Genomic DNA, 17,889 nt, shown 5'->3' on the forward strand with positions numbered 1-17,889 from the left:
GAGGAGGCAGTGTCCGGCATCTTGACCGCTTCTGCAAGCCGTGACCTCGCGCAAACTGTGGCAGAGCAGTCCATCGTGTTGCTTAAGAACGACGATGCCACGCTTCCACTGGCCGCCGAGCGGATCGGCACCGTTGCGGTGATCGGCCAACTCGCCGACAGTCGGCGTGACGTGCTCGGCCCGTGGGTGTTCGATCATGACACCGATGAAGCCGTCACGATTCTCGATGGGCTCCGTCGTCGCCTCGGCGGACGAGTCCGTGTCGATCACGCGCCGGGCGCGAGCATTCCCGAGCGGATCTACCCGTCGCCGTTCGACCAGATGGATTCGGGAACGAGAGAGTCGACGCCGGCCGACTACGACGACGACGCTGAGATCCAGCGCGCCGTGGACCTCGCCGCCGCTGCCGAGTGCGCGATCATCGTTGTCGGTCAGCGACAGAACCAGATCGGGGAGAAGGCCTCGACCTCGACCCTCGATCTACCCGGTCGTCAACTCGAGCAGCTGCAGCGCATTGCAGCCACCGGCACCCCTATCGTCCTGGTGGTGATGTCCGGGCGGCCGCTCGACTTGCAGTGGGCAGACGCCAACGTGCCCGCGATCGTGCAGGTATGGTATCCCGGTCTGCGCGGCGGTGACGCTGTGGCTGCTGTTCTCTTCGGCGACGTGTCGCCCGCGGGCCGGCTCCCGTTCACCTGGCCGCGGCATGTCGGTCAGGTTCCGATCTTCTACTCGCACAACCGCACGTTCTATCCGGACGAACAGGGAGAGCGCTACTTCGACGAGCCGAGCACGCCGCTCTACCCATTCGGCCACGGTCTCTCATACGCGAGCTTCGAGTACGGTGACCTCCGCCTGGACAGAGACAGCATGCTGGTGGGCGAGAGCGCTACCGTGTCGGTCAAGGTGCGGAATGTCTCGGACCGCGACGCCGACGAGGTGGTTCAGCTCTACATCCACCAGCGTTATGGGACCTCGACCCGACCTGTCCGCGAGCTGAAGGGCTTCCGTCGCGTGACGATCCCGGCGCGTAAGACCCGCACTGTGGAATTCGAGGTCGGCCCCGACCAGTTGCGCTACTGGAGTGCCGTCACCCGAGCTTACGTGCAGGACCCGTCGACGTTTGATCTGTGGGTGGGCGGCACCTCCCAGGCCGAGCTTGGCACCGTACTACGGGTCACTCACGCGTAGCAGGTCCTCGCTAGAGGGATGGTACCGAGGAGTCGTCAGAGGAAGTCCCGACCGGTCGCTCAGCTTGGGAGCCACGGCCTCCGCGGGTGATGGCGGATCTCGGAATAAACGAAGATGCTAGGTCCTTTTATCGAGTGCACTCAAAACAGACTGCACTCGAAAATAAGGATCTTATGAAAGCCATGGTTCTCGACTCCTACAAACAGCCTCTTACTGTGGGCGACATCGCCGACCCGGTCGTCGGTCCGCACGACGTTCTCGTCGAGGTGCATGCTGCGGGTCTGAATCAACTCGACGAGAAGCTGCGAGCGGGCGACTTCAAACAGCTCGTGCCGCTGGCACTTCCTGCGGCGCTGGGGCACGATGTGGCGGGCACCGTCCTCCAGGTCGGGCCGGAGGTGAGGTCGTTCCGGCCGGGCGACTCCGTGTACGGCCGCGTGCGGGACGGGCGCATCGGAACATTCGCGCACCGGATCGCCGCGGACGAGAACGACCTGGCACCCGTGCCCGATTCGCTCACGATGGTGGAGGCTGCCTCCCTTCCCCTGGTGGCGCTGACCGCATGGCAGGCGCTCGTCGTGCGCTCCGGCGTGCGACCGGGACAGAAGGTGCTCATCCATGCTGGAGCCGGAGGCGTGGGCTCCATCGCGATCCAACTCGCCAAACACCTCGGGGCCACGGTCGCCTCCACGGGCAGCGCCGCGAACGCCGAGTTCGTGAAGTCGCTCGGCGCCGACGTCGTCATCGATTACCGCTCGGCCGATTTCGAGCAGCAGCTCACCGGGTACGACGTGGTTCTCGACAGCGTCGGCGGCGAGAACGTGGCGAAGTCGCTGAGGGTCCTGCGTCCCGGCGGTCGGGTCATCGGAATCGCGGGACCGCCCGACCCGGCTTTCGCTCGACAGCTCGGCCTCAATCCGGTGCTGCGTGCCGGGATCGCTGCGATCAGCCGCAGTGTGCGCCAGGCTGCGCGGAAGTCGGGTGTGGACTACTCCTTCCTCTGGATGTCCGCGAGCGGAGATCAGTTGCGCGAGATCTCCGCGCTCGTCGAGTCCGGGGCGATCCGCCCGATCGTCGGCCGCGTGATCCCTTTCGAGGAGATCCCGGATGCGCTCGCCGGCCTCGGCAAGAGCGGGGTCCACGGCAAGACCGTGGCCACCATCCCTTCCGACGCCGTTAGCCACTGACGCTGAGCGCGCACGGTCGACGGCCGCTCGCAACCGCATCCCAACGAACAGAAACGGAATCACCATGAATACGCCGAAGCCCATCATCACCTCGTACGCGGAGGCTCCGACCCAACGCGTGACCGCGGGCGGCGTCACCTTTGCCTACCGTGCCCTGGGCCCGAAGCGCGGCATCCCCGTCGTCTTCTTCGTGCACCTGGCGGGCACTCTCGACAACTGGGACCCGCGGATCGTTGACGCGATCGCCCGCGAGCGCCACATCATCACCTTCGACCAGCGGGGAGTGGGGGCGTCGTCCGGACGCGTCCCGCGGACGATCGAAGAGGCGGCGGATGACGCATACACCTTCATCCGGGCACTCGGACTCGACCGGATCGATGTCTTCTCGTTCTCGATGGGCGCCATGATCGCGCAGGAACTCGTGCTGAAGCATCCGGAGCTCGTACGCCGGCTTATCCTCACCGGCACCGGGCCGCGCGGCGGCAAGGACATGGACAAGGTGGTTCTGACCACCTACGTGGATGTCATCCGGGCCGCCGTACGCCGCACCGATCCCAAAGAGTTCCTCTTCTTCAACCGCAATGAGACGGGGAAGCGCGCCGCGGCATCGTTTCTCGCCCGCCTGGAGGAGCGGAAAGCGGACCGCGACACGGACATCACGCTCACGGCGCTCAGAACCCAGCTGTTCGCGATCAGGAGTTTCGGCCGCTCCGCGGCGTCCGACCTCTCGGTGATCACACAGCCCACCCTCATAGCCAACGGCGACAACGACCGCATGGTGCCATCGACACTGTCCGAGGACCTCCACCGTCGCATCCCGGGGTCGCAACTCGTCATCTACCCCGACTCCGGGCACGGTGGCATCTTCCAGTACCACGAAGAGTTCGCCCCGCTGGCGGCCGAGTTCCTGCGAGAGTGAACCTCCCGTGCCCGGCGGGTTATGGTGATGAGATGACTGTCATCCCCGCCGCCCGCGGCCGGCGGGAGCGCAACAAGCAGGAGAAGCTGGATCGCATCATCGCCGCAGCCAGCACCCTGTTTGCGGAGCGCGGCGTCGACGACGTCACGACACAGGAAGTGGCCGAAGCCGCGGACATCGGCGCGGGCACGCTCTTCTTCTACGCCCGCAACAAGGGCGAGTTGCTGCTGATGGTGCAAAACGCCCTCTACGCCGACGCCCTCCAGGTGGGCCGAGACGCAGCCGAGTCGCTGACCGACCCGGTGGATGCCCTCCTCGCCATAGCCGAGCCCGTCATTCACTGCAATCGCGCTCAGGTCGAGAATGGGCGCACCTACCTCCGCGAGATGGCCTTCGGCGATCCCACGGAGCCCCATCATGCGAAGGCGCTCGAGATCGCGGCCGAGACCGAACAGCTCATGGCCGAGACGACCGCGCGCACGATGGGCGCACCCATGGAAAAGGCCGCGGTGATCGCCCACATCGTGTCAGCCATTCTCTTCCTCGCGATGTCCACCAGCCCGGCCGACCGCGACGACGAAACGATCAGGGAGGACGTGCGCCGCCAGTTCGACGCGCTCATCGCGTCGAACTCGGGCTGAGCCGTAGACCCCGAACCGCGTTCAGCCGGTGCGGGTCGACTGCTCCGGTGGATTCGGGATCGACAAATTCAAGCCCTTAGTTCGGAGCTTCGCCCGACCGCCTCTATGACCTCGAAACGCGTTCGGAGATACAAGCGGAGTAATTCAAGCCGGTGCTGACTCCCTTCCCGACGACCTGAGGCCCGATGCGAGTGGCATATTACGCTCCCTCTTCAATGATCGCAGGGCGTGGACTCAGAGGAACGCAGGCACAGCGGTTCGGTTACATTCGATTCAGCGGGCACCAGCAGGCCGCATTCGATGGCGGCTGTAAGCCGTCAGCCTTCTCGAAGGCTCGCTACTGTTGTCTAAGGTGCTAACTCCACATGCCAGTATAAAACTGACGGAGGTTGTTGACAGTCGGGTCTTCCACTTGGGAGGAAGACCTCATGACATCAACACTCTCCGCCTCAGCTGCGCGGGCCATTGAACGACGGGCGAATCACAAGCTCGCGGTGCTGCGGCATGTCGAGGAAGTCAGCGGGAACATCGCCGCGAGCTGCCGGTACTACGGGGTGAGCCGGCAGGCCTACTACCACTGGCTCAAGCGCTACGAGGCGGAGGGGTTCGAGGGGCTCAAGGACCGCTCCAGCGCCCCGCACCACTCGCCGACTGCGACCGACGCGGAGGTGATCGAGAAGATCCTCTGGCTGCGTCAGCAGTATCACTTCGGGCCGGAGAAGATCACCATGTATCTGAAGCGGTATCACGACATCACGATCAGCGCCTCCGGGGTGTGGCGGATCCTGAAGAAGGTGGGCCTGAACCGGCTGCCCGCCTCGCAGCGTTACAAACGGCGAGAGATCCGGTGGAAACGCTACGAGAAACAGCGCCCCGGCCACGCCCTGCAGGTGGATGTGAAGTTCATCGAACCGCTGGGCCAGACCGGCAAGAAGAAGCGCTACTACCAATACACCGCCATCGATGACTGCACCCGCCTGCGGGTGTTGAAGGCCTACCCGACCCACGATCAGAAGACCGCGATCCGGTTCATCGACCACGTGCTCTCCAAGCTGCCGTTCACGGTCGAGAAGGTCCAAACCGACAACGGCAGCGAGTTCGGCCAGTCCTTTCACTGGCACCTGCTGGACAAGGGCATCGATCACATCCGCATCAGACCCGCCACACCGCGGTTGAATGGCAAGGTCGAGCGCTCCCACCGGATCGACGCGGAGGAGTTCTACCGGCTGCTCGAGGGACAGGTCATCGACGACGTCAACCTCTTCAACGACCGCCTCCAACAATGGGAGGACTACTACAACTACGATCGACCACACGGAGCCCTCGCAGGCCAAACTCCCTACGAGCGGCTCAAGCAGAAAACACAGGACCCACTGTCATAGGCCTCCGTCAGTTGCACAGTCAGAGATGCCCTGAGACATCACAACAGCACACATGCCAGCGGCGTTTGCGTTTGACTACATTTTGACTACAACCGTATGGGATCGAATGAGGTTCGTGGAGATCGCAAGAGCCTGACTTTGTTGACATTCCGCGGAAGTTTGCCCGGATAGCAAGAGCGTTGAGGCCCCGAACTAGAGTTCAAATCCCACCGGTACCGCCACTGTCATGAGTCGCGACATAGGTCTCACCTGAGTCGCGACATAGGTCTCACTTCAGAGGGTCCCCGGTTTCTGGCCGGGGACCTTTTGTGTTGTTGGTCCAGTAGCTGCGTGCGGGGTTGATGGTGTGGGTGGAGAGGACTTCGCCGGTGTGTAGGGCGATGACGGTGATGGTGGTGTTGTCGGCGAGGGTGAGGATACGGGTGTGGGCGTGTTTTCGGCCGATGCCGAGGTGGTGCATGCGGCCGGCGCGGCGCAGGCTGATTTTGCCGGTGTCATCGATCCGGTCGTAGCGGATGCGGTAGTGGCCGGGGGTGCGGGCTTCGGCCGGGAGTGCTTTGGGGGTGGCCCTGTAGGCCTGTCCGGGGGTGCTGCGGTCGAGGGCGCGGTGGGGGCGGTGTTCGTTGTAGTGGTCGCGGAAGGTGTCGAGCTGGGTTTGCAGTTCGGCGATGGTGCGCGCGGCGGGGCGGGCGGCGAGCCAGCGTTTCTGGGTTTGGTGGAAGCGTTCGATTTTGCCTTGGGTTTGTGGGTGGTTCGGGTGTCCGTTCTTCTGGGTGACGCCCAGCAGCGGCAGCAGGTATTCGAAGGCGTTGCGGCCTCCGCCGAACCGGGCGGTGTAGACCCTGCCGTTGTCGGTGAGGGTGGAGGCGGGGGTGCCGTGCTCCTCGGTCGCGGCCAGGAACGTGGCGACGACGTCTTCCCCGGTAACGGGGCGGTGGGCGGTGCAGGCCAGGAGGTAGCGGGAGTGGTCGTCCAGCCAGTTCAGGATCTCGATGTCGGTGCCGTTGGCGAGGCGCCAGTGGGTGAAGTCGGACTGCCAGGTCTCGTTGGGTTGCGCGGCTTGGAACCGCAGGTAGGAAGAGCGGGGCCGCTTGCGCGGTTCCGGGATGATCAGTCCCGCGTCGTGCAGGATGCGGCGGATCGTCGAGGTTGACGGGGCCGGCAGGTGCTCGTGTTCCAGGTGCCAGGCGATGGTGACTGGACCAGCATCCAGCCCGTCCGCGGTCAGCTCGCACCGTAACTGCACAATCCGCTTAGCGACGACCGGATCGACCCGGTGTGGGCTGTGGTGTGGGGCCCGAGACCGCGGCTCGACCGCCTCCAGTCCGCCCTCCCGGTAGCGGGCGAGAAGCCGGTGCAGATGCCGACGGGAGAACCCGTACTCGGCGGCCGCCGCCGAAACAGTCAGCTGCTTGGAAACGATCTTCATCACGGCGACCCGAGCCTTCGACATGCCCCCGACTGTGACCTATGTCCCGACTCACCAGCGACCTATCAACTGAGACCTATGTCGTGAACTCAGACACCACCGGTACCGCCACGAAAACGCCCCGCGATCTCTTGGAAACACAGGGATCCGGGGCGTTTTGTATGTCGGAGAATAGCCGTTTGACTACATTTCGACTACACCTGGTTCGGGGCCCACCGGACGGCGGCCCCGAACCGCCGGCCATTCAAACTCGATTCAGGACTGACGTACCAGCAGGCTCGCTCGTGCTGGCTCAGGCGGGCAAGATCTTGTTCGACTTGGTCCGATTGCATCGCCAGCACAGTGTCTGCAGGTTGTCTTCGGAAGTCATTCCACCCTTGGATACGGGAATGACATGGTCGACTTCGAGCAGCAGGTGAGGCTCTGCAGCGAGCGAGACCGAACAGTATCGACAGGTGTGCTGATCCCGCATCTTAATCAGCGTTCGGAGCCGCGTAGTCATCAATGCTCGCTGGCCAGCTGCGGACTTGTTGAACTTGATCTTCTGCGACATCGTCCCTACGAGGGCATCGATGGTCTGGGTATTCAGTGTGACTGTGCTTCGTTGGGAGCTATTGCCGCCGGCGCTCACGTACTCGAATGCGTAGACCGGGTAGGGAACGGTGATCGGAGACAGTTCGACCCCAACGTGTCCCATGAACTCGTCAGAGTAGTGCTTGAGAATGAAGGCGGGTGGTTTGATCGACGCGGTGATGCCCGCCTCGCGCTGATGAAGGTTGGCGACAGCGTCTTCGAGCCGCGCGATTGCGTCGCCGAGGTTCTCGACGTCGGCGAGGTTGGTCTCGTTCGCCTTGATGTCGAAGTACTTCATCAGGTACTTGATGGGATCGGCGCTGGCGTTCCGCACGACCTGCAGCGAACAGTTGTGGACGTTCGGCGCTTGGTAGCTCGCCACGTTGCGGTCGCGACGGTACTTGTGCGCACTCGTATTCTCGAATGAAGCGAGGTGCGAGTTCGTTCCGGTCGAAGAGATTCCGAGTTGAAACTTCGCTCCTCCGCGGATCTCGGATGTGTACGCGGCAACCTCATTGTGTTCGGCGACGACAGAGGCGATCTCGGCCTTCTTCGCTAGGAACTCTTCGCTTGCGAAATATCGGTTCTTTCGGATCGTTCGGATTATCCGAGGCAGCACGAACGCCAACACGACAATCAACGTAACCGGCACCGCGATGTACCAGAACGTGATCAGGAGCGCGATCACGACAACTACGGCCGCGATTGCCAAGAGGTATGGCACAGTGTTCCCCCATTTCACGAGTCATCGAATGAGGAGCAGCGATTGTCCGTTTCGTCCAGCGGCTGCGTTCGGCTTGTCCGCCTACTCGGACCTGTCTCAGACCTCGTCCGATGATTGTCAATCCGGCGAAGGCTGCTCCCAGATCCACTTTGGCGGCAGTGTGGCTTCGTCGTGTAGCCCTCAATCGGGTGGGGCAGCGTACGAGCCTGCGACCCTGCGTTGCGCCCTTGTACGAGCCGTGAAGAGGCCACCAGCCTCCCTAGGCCGGCGGATTCCAGTATTGGTTGGCACCGCCCGCGCAGTCGTAGATCTGCAACTGCGCGCCATTGGTGGAGTCTTCGTTCGGGAGGTCGAGGCAGCGACCCGACGCCGAATTGAGCAGCGACTGATTGGCGCCGCGGGCCCAGTGCTGATTACTCGTGCCCGTGCAGCTGGCAACATCGACGAGCGTGTTGTTCGAGGTCTGGCCTGGTGGCTCTTCCAAGCACACGCCGGCAATGGTGATGGTGCCATCGGCATTCATCGTCCAGCTCTGATTTCCGTTGCCTAGACAGTCCCAGATTTGCGCGCGTCCTGAGGCGACGTCCCGGTCGAGGCATTTCGATGAGTCGTTCCATGCCACCGGCCCCACCGGCGGGTAGGAGGGGGTGGGGCCGACCCAGGCCTGGTTGGGCGATCCGATGCAATCGTAGATCTGAAGAGGCTCACCGTTCGTATAGTTGCCGAAGTCGACATCGAGGCAACGGCCCGAGAGCTGATTGACGACGGACCCGTAGATGCCGCGGCTCCACTTCTGGTTATCCGCGCCCGAGCACGCTGCTGTCTGAACGTGAGTGTGGTTGGCGGTTTGCCCGGGAACCGTCTGAAGGCAGAGGCCATTCACGACGAGCGATCCGTCTGCCCCAAGCAGCCAGGCCTGATTGGACCCGCCCGTACAATCCCAGATTTGAACGGTTCCCGTCGGGCCGTCGTCGTCGACGCACTTCATCGTCTCCGGGTCCGCCGATTGTGACCGAGCGGTTTGCGACAGCGCTGCCACGATCGCATTTCCGGGCGAGGTTCCCTCAGAAGATGGGCGCCACGCCGATCGAAGCGGCGAGAACGAGAGACTCGTCAAACCGACCGTACCGTTGCCGGCCAGCAACGAGATTCCGAGGTCATCGGGTCCAGAACTGAAATCGACATTGTCGCTGATCGCAGCTCTGCCGCCATTGCCGAACACCTCGAGCTGACCGCGATCGACGAGGATGTGAATGCTGACTGCGTCGCCGATCGGTGTCAACGGAGTCGAGAAGGTCGGGTGGGTGCTGCTCGCGGAGTTGTCGACAGTGAGCTGTTGTGTTGCGAGATCGTAGGAGACAGATGCGTCGCTGGAGCCGTCGGACCGTCGGTGCAATGAGAACGACACGGTGTCCGCTGTCGCTCCGGTGACGGAGAACACCGCCTGGAGCTCGTAGGTGTCCCCTGACGTGCCCGCCAAGGGGTCGGAGGACGGGTCGGTGCTGATGGCGCGAGCGGACCACGATTGTGTCCTCTCCCGGAGGACCGATATCTCGGGGATAGGATTTCGGGTCAGTCGGATCCCGTCGGCGAATGTGGTCAGCCCGACCTCCACAGGGAAGGACGCGTTCCCGGTCCAGGTCGCACCATGATTGCTTCCCTGCCAGCCCATCTGCACGATCCGTGCCGAGGGCAGTTGGTTGAACGTCTGCGAGGCGTACCAGGTTCCGCCGTAGCTCGTGTTCCCGGCGTCCATGCTCAGGGGCGTGGACGAGTCAGGGACGAACATCCCGAAGGAATCCAACTGGCCCGTTACATATCGACCGCCGGCATCCTGGAGAACCCACTTCTCTTGCGAGGCGTTGCCATCGACCGGAAGCCGGTACAGATCGGGGCATTCGACGAACCACGATGCCGCATAGTGGCCAACTTTCGTCCACGAGAGCAGGTTCGTCGATGTGTAGAAGCTTGCGCCCGGGGAGCCGGTGAAGTCGTACAAGACCATCTCCCATCGATTGCCGATGGGATCCCATTGGACTTTCGGATCGCGGCTCTCGGTCGTTCCCGTCGAGACCACCTGCGCGCCGCCGTTGTACATCTGAAACGTGCGTGCGCCATCGATGCTGTACGCGATGCTGGCGCCGTCGGTGCCGGTGAAGAGAAGGATCGGGTCGTCGGAGCCGGTCTTCAGGCCGGTAACGTTCCCCGTGTCTACCCAGGCTGAACCCGACCAGAGCAGGCTCTGCGACCCACCCGGAATATCGACTCCAGGCTCGAGGGCGATCGGCTGCTCCGTCCAATGAATCAGGTCGGTGCTCGTCGCATGACCCCAATGAATGTCGTTGTTGGACCCGAGTGAATGGGGATTGCTCTGGAAGAACAGGTGATAGACGCCGCGATAGTAGACGGGCCCGTTGATGTCGTTCATCCAGCCGTTCGGCGGACTGAAGTGAAACTGGCCCCGGCGAGGCTCGGCATAGTCCGTGGCGATGTAGGGAAACTCTGGATAATCGGCCGCGCTGCCTGCTCGAGCGGAGGTCGCGGCTGTGAACGGCACCGCCGCAATCCCGAGGGTCATGGCAGCGATGATCAGCGCAATCCTGGTGCGGGTGCGTGTTCCCCTGCACTTCACCGCGCCACTCCGGATTTCTGGAGTGAATTCGGGCTGACCGGGTACTCGGCCGGGCGCAATGCTAGCGGGTACACGTCTACGGTTCCTGTGGCTGTGACCGTGAGCTCATCTCCCTCGGGCTCGATCGGCGCCCCGAAGATCCCGGAAGCGCTGGAGATTTCCAGGATGGGACCATCGAGCAGCAATCGGATCTCGCCGGACACGGGGAGTGTCGTAGTTGCTTCCCCGACTCGCACTGTGAGCCACTGGTCCACGCGGTCGAGAGCGACAACATCCATACCGCCGCTTTGCACGGTCAGGACACCGTCGTGGTTCCAGACGACGTCGGCGGTGAGACCCTCCACGGAAGCGTCTTCGGCTCGCGACGCCCGATGTGCGGCCGTGTCCGGATGAGGGGTCGCGACGAGTCGGTCGTCGCGGATCGAAAGGCGGTGCGGCACACTGTGCGCGCTGGCCCAGCCCTGCTCCAAACCACCGATGCCTCGCATCCAGAACACGAGGCACGGATGGCCGTCAGCGTCGGTGAACAAGGAGGGCGCGTAGTAGCTGTTGCCGTAGGTCAAGCGTCCCCAGGTTTCGGGATGAAAGATGCCGTCCGTGTAGCTGCCGATCGCGTAGCCGGCGTAGTGGAGGACGTCGTCATCCCATACCGAGGAGACCATGACCGCCTTGCCATCCAGCTCGAAGATCTGCGGACACTCCCAGAGTGCACCCATCCACACGTCGGCCGTCTCCGTCGTGGAGCGTTGCAGAGCGATGCCGGAATAGGTCCAGTGATCGAGGTCGGTGGAGGTGTACGAGAGCGCGGTCGCGGTCCCGTCCCGGAGGCCGGCCCCAACGAACATCCGCCAGCCGTTATCCTCGCGTCGGACGAAGGGGTCTCGGTAAGCGATGATGTCCAGGTCTTCCGGTGCGTCGGCGACGAAGGGTCCCTTCGACCATTCGATCCATTCGGGATCTCTTGGCGAGGCCTTTCGGACGCGGCCGATACCGATATTCGGACTCGCGGTGCTGGTGTAGAACACGACGGTTCTGCCGTCGTCGTCGGTGACGAGCGAGCCGGTCCAGACGCCATCGTCGCCGTCGCCGGGTGCGAGTGCGACTGGCAGCTCGTTCAGAGAGAGGAGGTCGGGACCGACCGCGTGCCCCCAGTGGCAGTTCGGGCCCCATACAGTTTGCCCCGGTACGTACTGGTAGAAGACGTGATATCGGCCGTCCTTGTAGGTGATGCCATGAGGATCGTTGATCCAGCCGCTCTGAGCTGTGAAGTGGAGCTTCGGTCGCATGATCAAGACCCGCTCTCGTCGTAACGGCGACGGATCTCGCGCGCAATCTTGACGTTGCCACGCTCCCATTCGTCTGTCTCTGCTCGACGTTCTGCGCGCAACTCTTCCCGCTTGGCGACGAAGTCGCGCATGCGAGCGGCGGCTGCATCCCTAGCTGCGCGGTGCACTTCTGTGAGCTCGGGCAGCGGCGCCGTGATCACTCGATCCATCGGGCGAAGGGGGAGACGCTCCTCAACGCCGGGGATCGAGAGCTCCGGAGAGGGCAGAGTCTGGTACCAGTATGCGGTCGACGACCACTCGTCGGACAGGTGGTTTCCGTGACCGTGCTCGAACGTCACCTTGATCCGCTTCTCGAAGCGAACCGGATCGGTGATGTGGAAGCGGTAGGAGTGATGGAAACCGGGAACGTCCTCTTCGTGGACGATCGTGCCATTGAACAGGTAGTCGTTATGCTGCATGCCCCAGGCGTGGCCGAAGTAGTCCTCCATGCCGGTTCCGTGCAGACTCGGCGGCCAGGTGTCATCGTCGATGAAGATCATGTCGTCGCCTTCGCCCCACCAGGAACCCTGGAAATGCCGGACGGCGAGAGTGCATCCGACGTAGTGACCGCGGCCCTCGGTCTCGAGAGCGACATAGTTGTCCTTGCCATCCAGGTTCGGCACGGTCGTCTCGATGCTGTTGGCTTGCAGGTCCGGTCCCCATCCGGAAGGCAGAGCACGCCGCCAGTGGGCATGGAAGTAGACCGTGTCCTCGGGAAGTGGTTCCTTCACGAGTTCGTAGTCGATGTAGAAGTACTGAAGGTAGGGGATATCGTTCTGGTTCTCGACCACGATCCGCGCCCGGCGGTCGAAGGGCATTCGGAAGTAGCTGTTGAACGCGGCACTGCCGCCGAACGTGTGCAGTTCCGGCTCTTTGGCGGAGACCGAAAGCGGAAGGGACTCATAGGATCCGGAGAGAGAGTTCATCAGCCCGAAGAAGTCTCCGAGAGGCGCGATGACGCTTGGCGTGTCCTGATCATCCCAATACATCTTCAGTACGACCTTGCGGTAGTAGTCGGCATCGACCACTTCCCAGCTCACGCCGAGAGCGTTGTGGATCTCGAGCATCGGCACGCCGACCACGTTCGGATCGATCTGCCCCGGACCCGGCTGGATCCTGCAGGACTGCGTCATCCAGATGTGAGTGATGAACCCGGGGCCCTCAATGTCGGCGAGAACGCGCTCCTCTCCCGGCATGACGATCCAGTTATCGCGGTTACGACCGGACTGGTCAAAGCTCGACGCGCGCGCCGATTTCGAGCTGCGGGCTCGCGTCAGGTCTCCGAGCATTCCTGCCGGCGGTGTCGTGTCGGTCATCATCGTCCCTTTCCATGGCCCTGAGATGGGTCTCTCGACGGCATCGAAGCCATCGAAACGTTTGCCTGCGGAAACGGTAGTTGTCCGCTCCGCGAATTGCAACATTCTCATCCCGATCGCCGCAGGGTCCCGTGTTCTCGCGCCGTCAATGGAAGTACGGTACGTTTGCGCAAACGACTCACGGATTTCAAGAGTGGAGGCCACAATGGCCACGATGGTCGATGTTGCCCGGATCGCTGGAGTGTCGATCTCAACGGTGTCCCATGTGCTCAATGGGACGCGCAATGTGGAGAAGGGAACCCGCCGCCGCGTGCTGTCCGCCATTGAACAGACGGGCTACCGGCAGGACACGCTGGCTCGCGCGATGAGGCGTTCGAAGACCGACAGCATCGGGCTGGTTGTTTCCGCGGCCAGTGAGCCGGCCTTCGCGGAAATGGTCCACGGCGTGGAGCAAGCTGCTGCCGAACGTGGCCTGACGCTGCTCCTGGCGAACTCAGGAGAAGATGCCGACCGAGAACACCGGGCGATCACTACGCTGCTCGAGCGGCGGATCGACGGACTCATCCTCGCACGCGCTGCCGCATCCGCCCCTGGGCTCATGGCGCAGCTGGAGGGCGAGAAGACTCCCGTGGTCCTTCTCGACCGGCTCTTTCCGGAAGCGCTTCTCGACCAGGTGGGTGCCGACAACCGCGATTCCATGCGGCGACTGACCCTGCACTTGATCGGCCAGGGGCACGTCCGCATGGCGATCGTCGCCGGCGACACCCGGGTTCCCGCCCTCAACGAACGGCTCGACGGGTTCCTCGACGGGATACGAGAAGCGCATCTGTCAGAGCAGGAGCAGCTCGTGCTCACGGGGCGAGACGACAAGCAGCTGCAATCGAGCCTGGCCCAAGCGCTGAAACAGAACGCACTGACCGCCATTGTGACTTGCAGCACGCCGCTCGCCGTTGCGGGCCTCCGTGCGCTGGCGGATGCCGGACGAAGCACACCCGAGGACGTGTCGTTCGCAACCTTCGACGGGTTCAGCAACTCAGACCTGTTCCGACCCGGAATCACCACCGTCCGGCAGCCCGCCTTCGACATGGGCATCGCAGCCGTCGGGCTCCTCGGGGACCGGCTCGCATCCCCCGATGCGAGCCCCCGGACGCTTCGCCTTCACCAGAGTCTGGAACTCCGCGAGTCGACGGAGGGCTACACCCTGTGAAGTCTTTGTTGACACGCGCTCGCGACGGTCATAATGTTTGACAAACGTTTGACGCAAACGTTTCGATAATTTTTACAAAGTTGACCCGAAAACTTCCATCAAAGGAGATGAACGTGCGAAACACAGCCCCGCGCACCCTCGGACGCGTTCTCGTCGGAGTAGCCGCAGTCGCGGCTTCAGCGCTCGTCCTGTCCGGTTGCGCTTCAGGCGGATCGGCGAACGGCAAGACCGAGATCACACTGTCCATGCAGAATCCCGACGTCAAGACCGCCGACCCCGCTACCTGGGCGATCGTTCAGGCATTCGAGAAGGAAAACCCGAACATTCATGTCACCCTCTCGGGCGAGGCGGTCGCAGAGCACCTGCAGAAGCTGTCTGTCGCAGCCCAGAGCGATACGCTCCCCGACATCTTCTGGGTGTACAAGTCCACCGCCGAAGACATGCAGAAGGCAGGCAAGCTGCTCGACCTGGCACCCGTTCTCAAGGACCAGAAACTGACCGACAAGTTCCCCGCGAGCACGGTCAAGAACTTCTCCACCGGCAATGTCATCTACGGTGTGCCTTACCAGGGCCTCCTCACCGGCCTCTGGATCAACAAGAAGATCCTCGCCGACAACGGGTTGAAGCAACCCACCTCGTTCGACGAACTGGTCTCGACCGCGAAGACGTTGAATGCCAAGGGCATCACCACGATCTCGGACGGCGCGAATCAGTCAGCGTTCAGCGTGTGGAGCTTCCTCACGATGCTCGACCGGTTCGGTTTTGAGGACAAGGTCCACGGGCTCCTCAGCGGTTCGACGAAGTACACCAACGACGACTTCCTGAAGCTGTACGAGCACATCGACGAACTCCGCAAGGCTGGAGCTTTCCCCTCCAACGTGTCCACGCAGACGTATCAGCAGGCCGTGGACCAGTTCACCAGCGGCAAGGCCGCGATGCTCGACGCCGGCGTGTGGGCCTCCAGCGCGATCGAGTCCTCTGCGCTGGCCGGGAACGTCGAATTCTGGAAGGGGCCGGAGTTCAGCGACGGCGTCGGGAAGCAGAACATCATCATGAACGTCGCATCCGCCCCGTTCGCCGTCAGCCACAAAGTCGGCGACGACAAAGCGAAGCTCGCGGCTGTCACGAAGTTCCTCGGCTTCTACTACAGCGACAAAGCACAGCAGATCCTCGTCGACAACGGGCAGCCCCCGGTGACGACATACCAGGCGAAGCTCGATGCGACCAAGCAGAGCGCCCTGAAGGCGGCGCTCGACGCCACCAAGGCCGACGGTGTCACTAGCCCGCAATCCCAGCCGGACCTCTTGGTCCCCACCCCGGTGGCGAACGCAATGTACGACAGCATCTATGGCGTCATTCAGGGTCAGCTTGCACCCCAGGCGGCCCTCGACCTCGTACAGAAGGCGCTCGACGCAAACCGCAAGTAATCAACAGCGGGTGGGGCCGTCCGGCCCCACCCGCGCCACGAAGGAGTGCACCGATGAACTGGGTCAGCAGCCGTTCGAAGATCCTGCTCATGCTCGCACCGACACTCATCATCTTCACGATGTTCGTCGTCTACCCCGTGATTTACTCCGGGATCTTCAGCTTCAGCCGATTCCAGGGATTCGGGAACCCGTCGTGGATCGGGTTCGACAACTACACAGCACTGCTGCAGGACCCCTTCTTCTGGCAGTCCCTGCAGAACACCGCTGTCATCCTCGTCGTGGCGCTCGTGATCCTGATTCCCGCATCATTTGCCCTGGCGCTTCTCCTCAGACGCGCGATTCCCGGTCGCGGGGTGCTTCGCGCGCTGGTTTTCGGCCCGGCGATCATTGCGCCGATCCTCGTCGGTTTGATCTGGGTCTTCATTCTCGACCCGAAGATCGGCCTCCTTAATCGCGTGCTCGAGGAGCTCGGGGTGTCACCCATCCAGTGGATCGGCGGAGACTACCTCACTCCCATCTCGGTCGCGATCGTGTTCATCTGGAGCAGCGTCGGCTTTGCAATGACGATCTTTTACGCCGGCCTTCAGATGCTTCCGGCCGATGTCATGGAAGCCAGCGCCCTCGACGGTGCGACAGGCTGGCAACAGATCCGCTTCATCACCATCCCGATGATGCGAGAGACCTTCGCCATCGTGACCATCTTGATGATCACCAACGTCTTCAAGATCTTCGAGTTGGTCTACATGCTCACCGGCGGCGGCCCCGTGCACCGCTCCGAGACCTTGGTCAGCTACATGTACTACGTCACCTTCACCAACCAGCAGTACGGCTACGGAATGGCCCTCGCCGTCATCATCACCATCCTCGGCGCGCTGGTTTCGCTTGGTTACCTCGCCGCCGTACGCCGAAAGGAGGCCCTGGCATGACGATCGACATCGACGCCATCGCACACGCCGCCACTGACAGTCCGCGATCCATCGCCCCGGCACGGAGACGGAAGAACCGGCGCTCGGGTGTCATCGTCGGAATCATCGCCTACCTCGTCACGTTCCTGATTGTGCTACCGCTGCTGTGGATCGTGCTCCTGTCCTTCCAGCCGAGTTCGAACATCCTCACCAATCCGTTCTCGCTCACACATCTGACGTTCGACAACTACCTGAACGCAGCAAACGCCCTCCCGCTGCTTCGCATGTACGGAAACACGATCCTCATCGCCGTGGTCTCGGTCACGGTCGGCACGGCGATATCGTTCATGTCGGCGTACGCCCTGACACGGATGGTGTTCCGCCGCCGCAAGGCGCAATCGTCTGTGAGGTTCTACTTTCTCGCAGGTCTGGCCGTACCGATCTATATCCTCCTGTTCCCGGTCTATCGGCTCGATCTCGCCCTCGGGATCTTCGGCACCTTTGCGGCCCTGATCATCCCCTACGTCGCTGTGTCCATTCCGTTCAACACCCTCCTGATGACTGGCTTCCTGCGCGAGTTTCCCGCTGAGATCGAAGAGGCCGCCATCATCGACGGGGTCGGGCTCTGGCGGCTCTGCTGGTCCCTCGTGCTCCCCCTCATGCGCCCCGTGATCGCGACCATCCTCATCTTCAACATCGTGTACGTGTTCAACGAGTTCCCCTTCGCCTCGATCCTGATCAACAATCCCGACATGGTGACCGTGTCCCTCGCCGTCTCACGCTTCCAAGGTCAGTACACGGTCGACTATGGCGGAATGATGGCAGCGGCAACCATCGTCCTGCTGCCCCAGCTCATCATCTACGCGATCTTCCAGCGCCATGTCATCGCAGGGATGACCGTAGGCGCAGTCAAGGGATGATGGGGTTGGCTCGCAATAGCACTTGCGCAGACGCGGACTAGGGCCAGCGCCGGTGTTCCGAGCAGGACGACGACGTTGAACAGGCGTCAGAGCAGCAATACGTCGAGACAC

At 62.7% G+C, this 17,889-nt stretch carries 14 protein-coding genes; 9 read left to right on the forward strand and 5 right to left on the reverse strand.

The window, feature by feature from the left end:
• The 5 genes from ACPYOG_RS09300 to ACPYOG_RS09320 form a co-directional block, all read left to right on the forward strand.
• On the forward strand, positions 1-1,191 hold a 1,191-nt coding region (locus ACPYOG_RS09300), incomplete at its 5' end, for a glycoside hydrolase family 3 C-terminal domain-containing protein (protein ID WP_481293954.1).
• Between the two features lie 173 nt (positions 1,192-1,364).
• Positions 1,365-2,378, forward strand: coding sequence for an NADP-dependent oxidoreductase (locus tag ACPYOG_RS09305; protein ID WP_481293955.1), 1,014 nt, complete (start codon positions 1,365-1,367; stop codon positions 2,376-2,378).
• Between the two features lie 64 nt (positions 2,379-2,442).
• Positions 2,443-3,297, forward strand: coding sequence for an alpha/beta fold hydrolase (locus ACPYOG_RS09310; RefSeq protein WP_481293956.1), 855 nt, complete (start codon positions 2,443-2,445; stop codon positions 3,295-3,297).
• A gap of 32 nt (positions 3,298-3,329) precedes the next feature.
• A complete protein-coding gene (locus tag ACPYOG_RS09315; protein ID WP_481293957.1) occupies positions 3,330-3,938 on the forward strand; it encodes a TetR/AcrR family transcriptional regulator in 609 nt (202 codons plus the stop codon).
• A gap of 428 nt (positions 3,939-4,366) precedes the next feature.
• A complete protein-coding gene (locus ACPYOG_RS09320) occupies positions 4,367-5,320 on the forward strand; it encodes an IS481 family transposase (protein ID WP_481293958.1) in 954 nt (317 codons plus the stop codon).
• Between the two features lie 268 nt (positions 5,321-5,588).
• Here the strand turns inward: ACPYOG_RS09320 and ACPYOG_RS09325 are convergent, their stop codons facing one another.
• The 5 genes from ACPYOG_RS09325 to ACPYOG_RS09345 form a co-directional block, all read right to left on the reverse strand.
• Positions 5,589-6,773 carry an IS481 family transposase gene (locus tag ACPYOG_RS09325; protein WP_481293959.1) on the reverse strand — a complete coding sequence of 395 codons (1,185 nt, stop codon included), beginning with the start codon at positions 6,771-6,773 and terminating at the stop codon, positions 5,589-5,591.
• Between the two features lie 268 nt (positions 6,774-7,041).
• A complete protein-coding gene (locus ACPYOG_RS09330) occupies positions 7,042-8,010 on the reverse strand; it encodes an HNH endonuclease (RefSeq protein ID WP_481293960.1) in 969 nt (322 codons plus the stop codon).
• Positions 8,011-8,305: 295 nt separating this feature from the next.
• Entirely contained in the window at positions 8,306-10,624 is a 2,319-nt protein-coding gene (locus ACPYOG_RS09335; RefSeq protein ID WP_481293961.1) for a ricin-type beta-trefoil lectin domain protein, read from the reverse strand.
• 50 nt (positions 10,625-10,674) lie between these two features.
• Positions 10,675-11,964: a glycoside hydrolase family 32 protein gene (locus ACPYOG_RS09340; protein WP_481293962.1), complete on the reverse strand. Its 1,290-nt coding sequence runs from the start codon at positions 11,962-11,964 to the stop codon at positions 10,675-10,677.
• Positions 11,965-11,966: 2 nt separating this feature from the next.
• Positions 11,967-13,319, reverse strand: a complete 1,353-nt coding sequence (locus ACPYOG_RS09345) for a glycoside hydrolase family 172 protein (protein ID WP_481293963.1) — start codon at positions 13,317-13,319, stop codon at positions 11,967-11,969.
• Between ACPYOG_RS09345 and ACPYOG_RS09350 the strand changes: the two genes are divergently transcribed.
• The 4 genes from ACPYOG_RS09350 (at position 13,309) to ACPYOG_RS09365 (ending at position 17,778) form a co-directional block, all read left to right on the forward strand.
• Positions 13,309-14,526, forward strand: a complete 1,218-nt coding sequence (locus ACPYOG_RS09350) for a LacI family DNA-binding transcriptional regulator (RefSeq protein ID WP_481293964.1) — start codon at positions 13,309-13,311, stop codon at positions 14,524-14,526. The two genes, ACPYOG_RS09345 and ACPYOG_RS09350, sit on opposite strands and share 11 nt — an antisense overlap.
• Before the next feature lie 113 nt (positions 14,527-14,639).
• The gene (locus ACPYOG_RS09355) at positions 14,640-15,953 is read left to right on the forward strand and encodes an ABC transporter substrate-binding protein (protein WP_481293965.1); all 1,314 of its coding nucleotides are present in this window, start codon (positions 14,640-14,642) and stop codon (positions 15,951-15,953) included.
• Between the two features lie 53 nt (positions 15,954-16,006).
• Positions 16,007-16,879: a carbohydrate ABC transporter permease gene (locus ACPYOG_RS09360; protein WP_481293966.1), complete on the forward strand. Its 873-nt coding sequence runs from the start codon at positions 16,007-16,009 to the stop codon at positions 16,877-16,879.
• Positions 16,876-17,778 carry a carbohydrate ABC transporter permease gene (locus ACPYOG_RS09365; RefSeq protein WP_481293967.1) on the forward strand — a complete coding sequence of 301 codons (903 nt, stop codon included), beginning with the start codon at positions 16,876-16,878 and terminating at the stop codon, positions 17,776-17,778. The genes ACPYOG_RS09360 and ACPYOG_RS09365 overlap by 4 nt, the downstream gene beginning before the upstream one ends.
• Positions 17,779-17,889: the final 111 nt, after the last annotated feature.

Source organism: Leifsonia sp. HAY1-4F, from assembly GCF_056755275.1.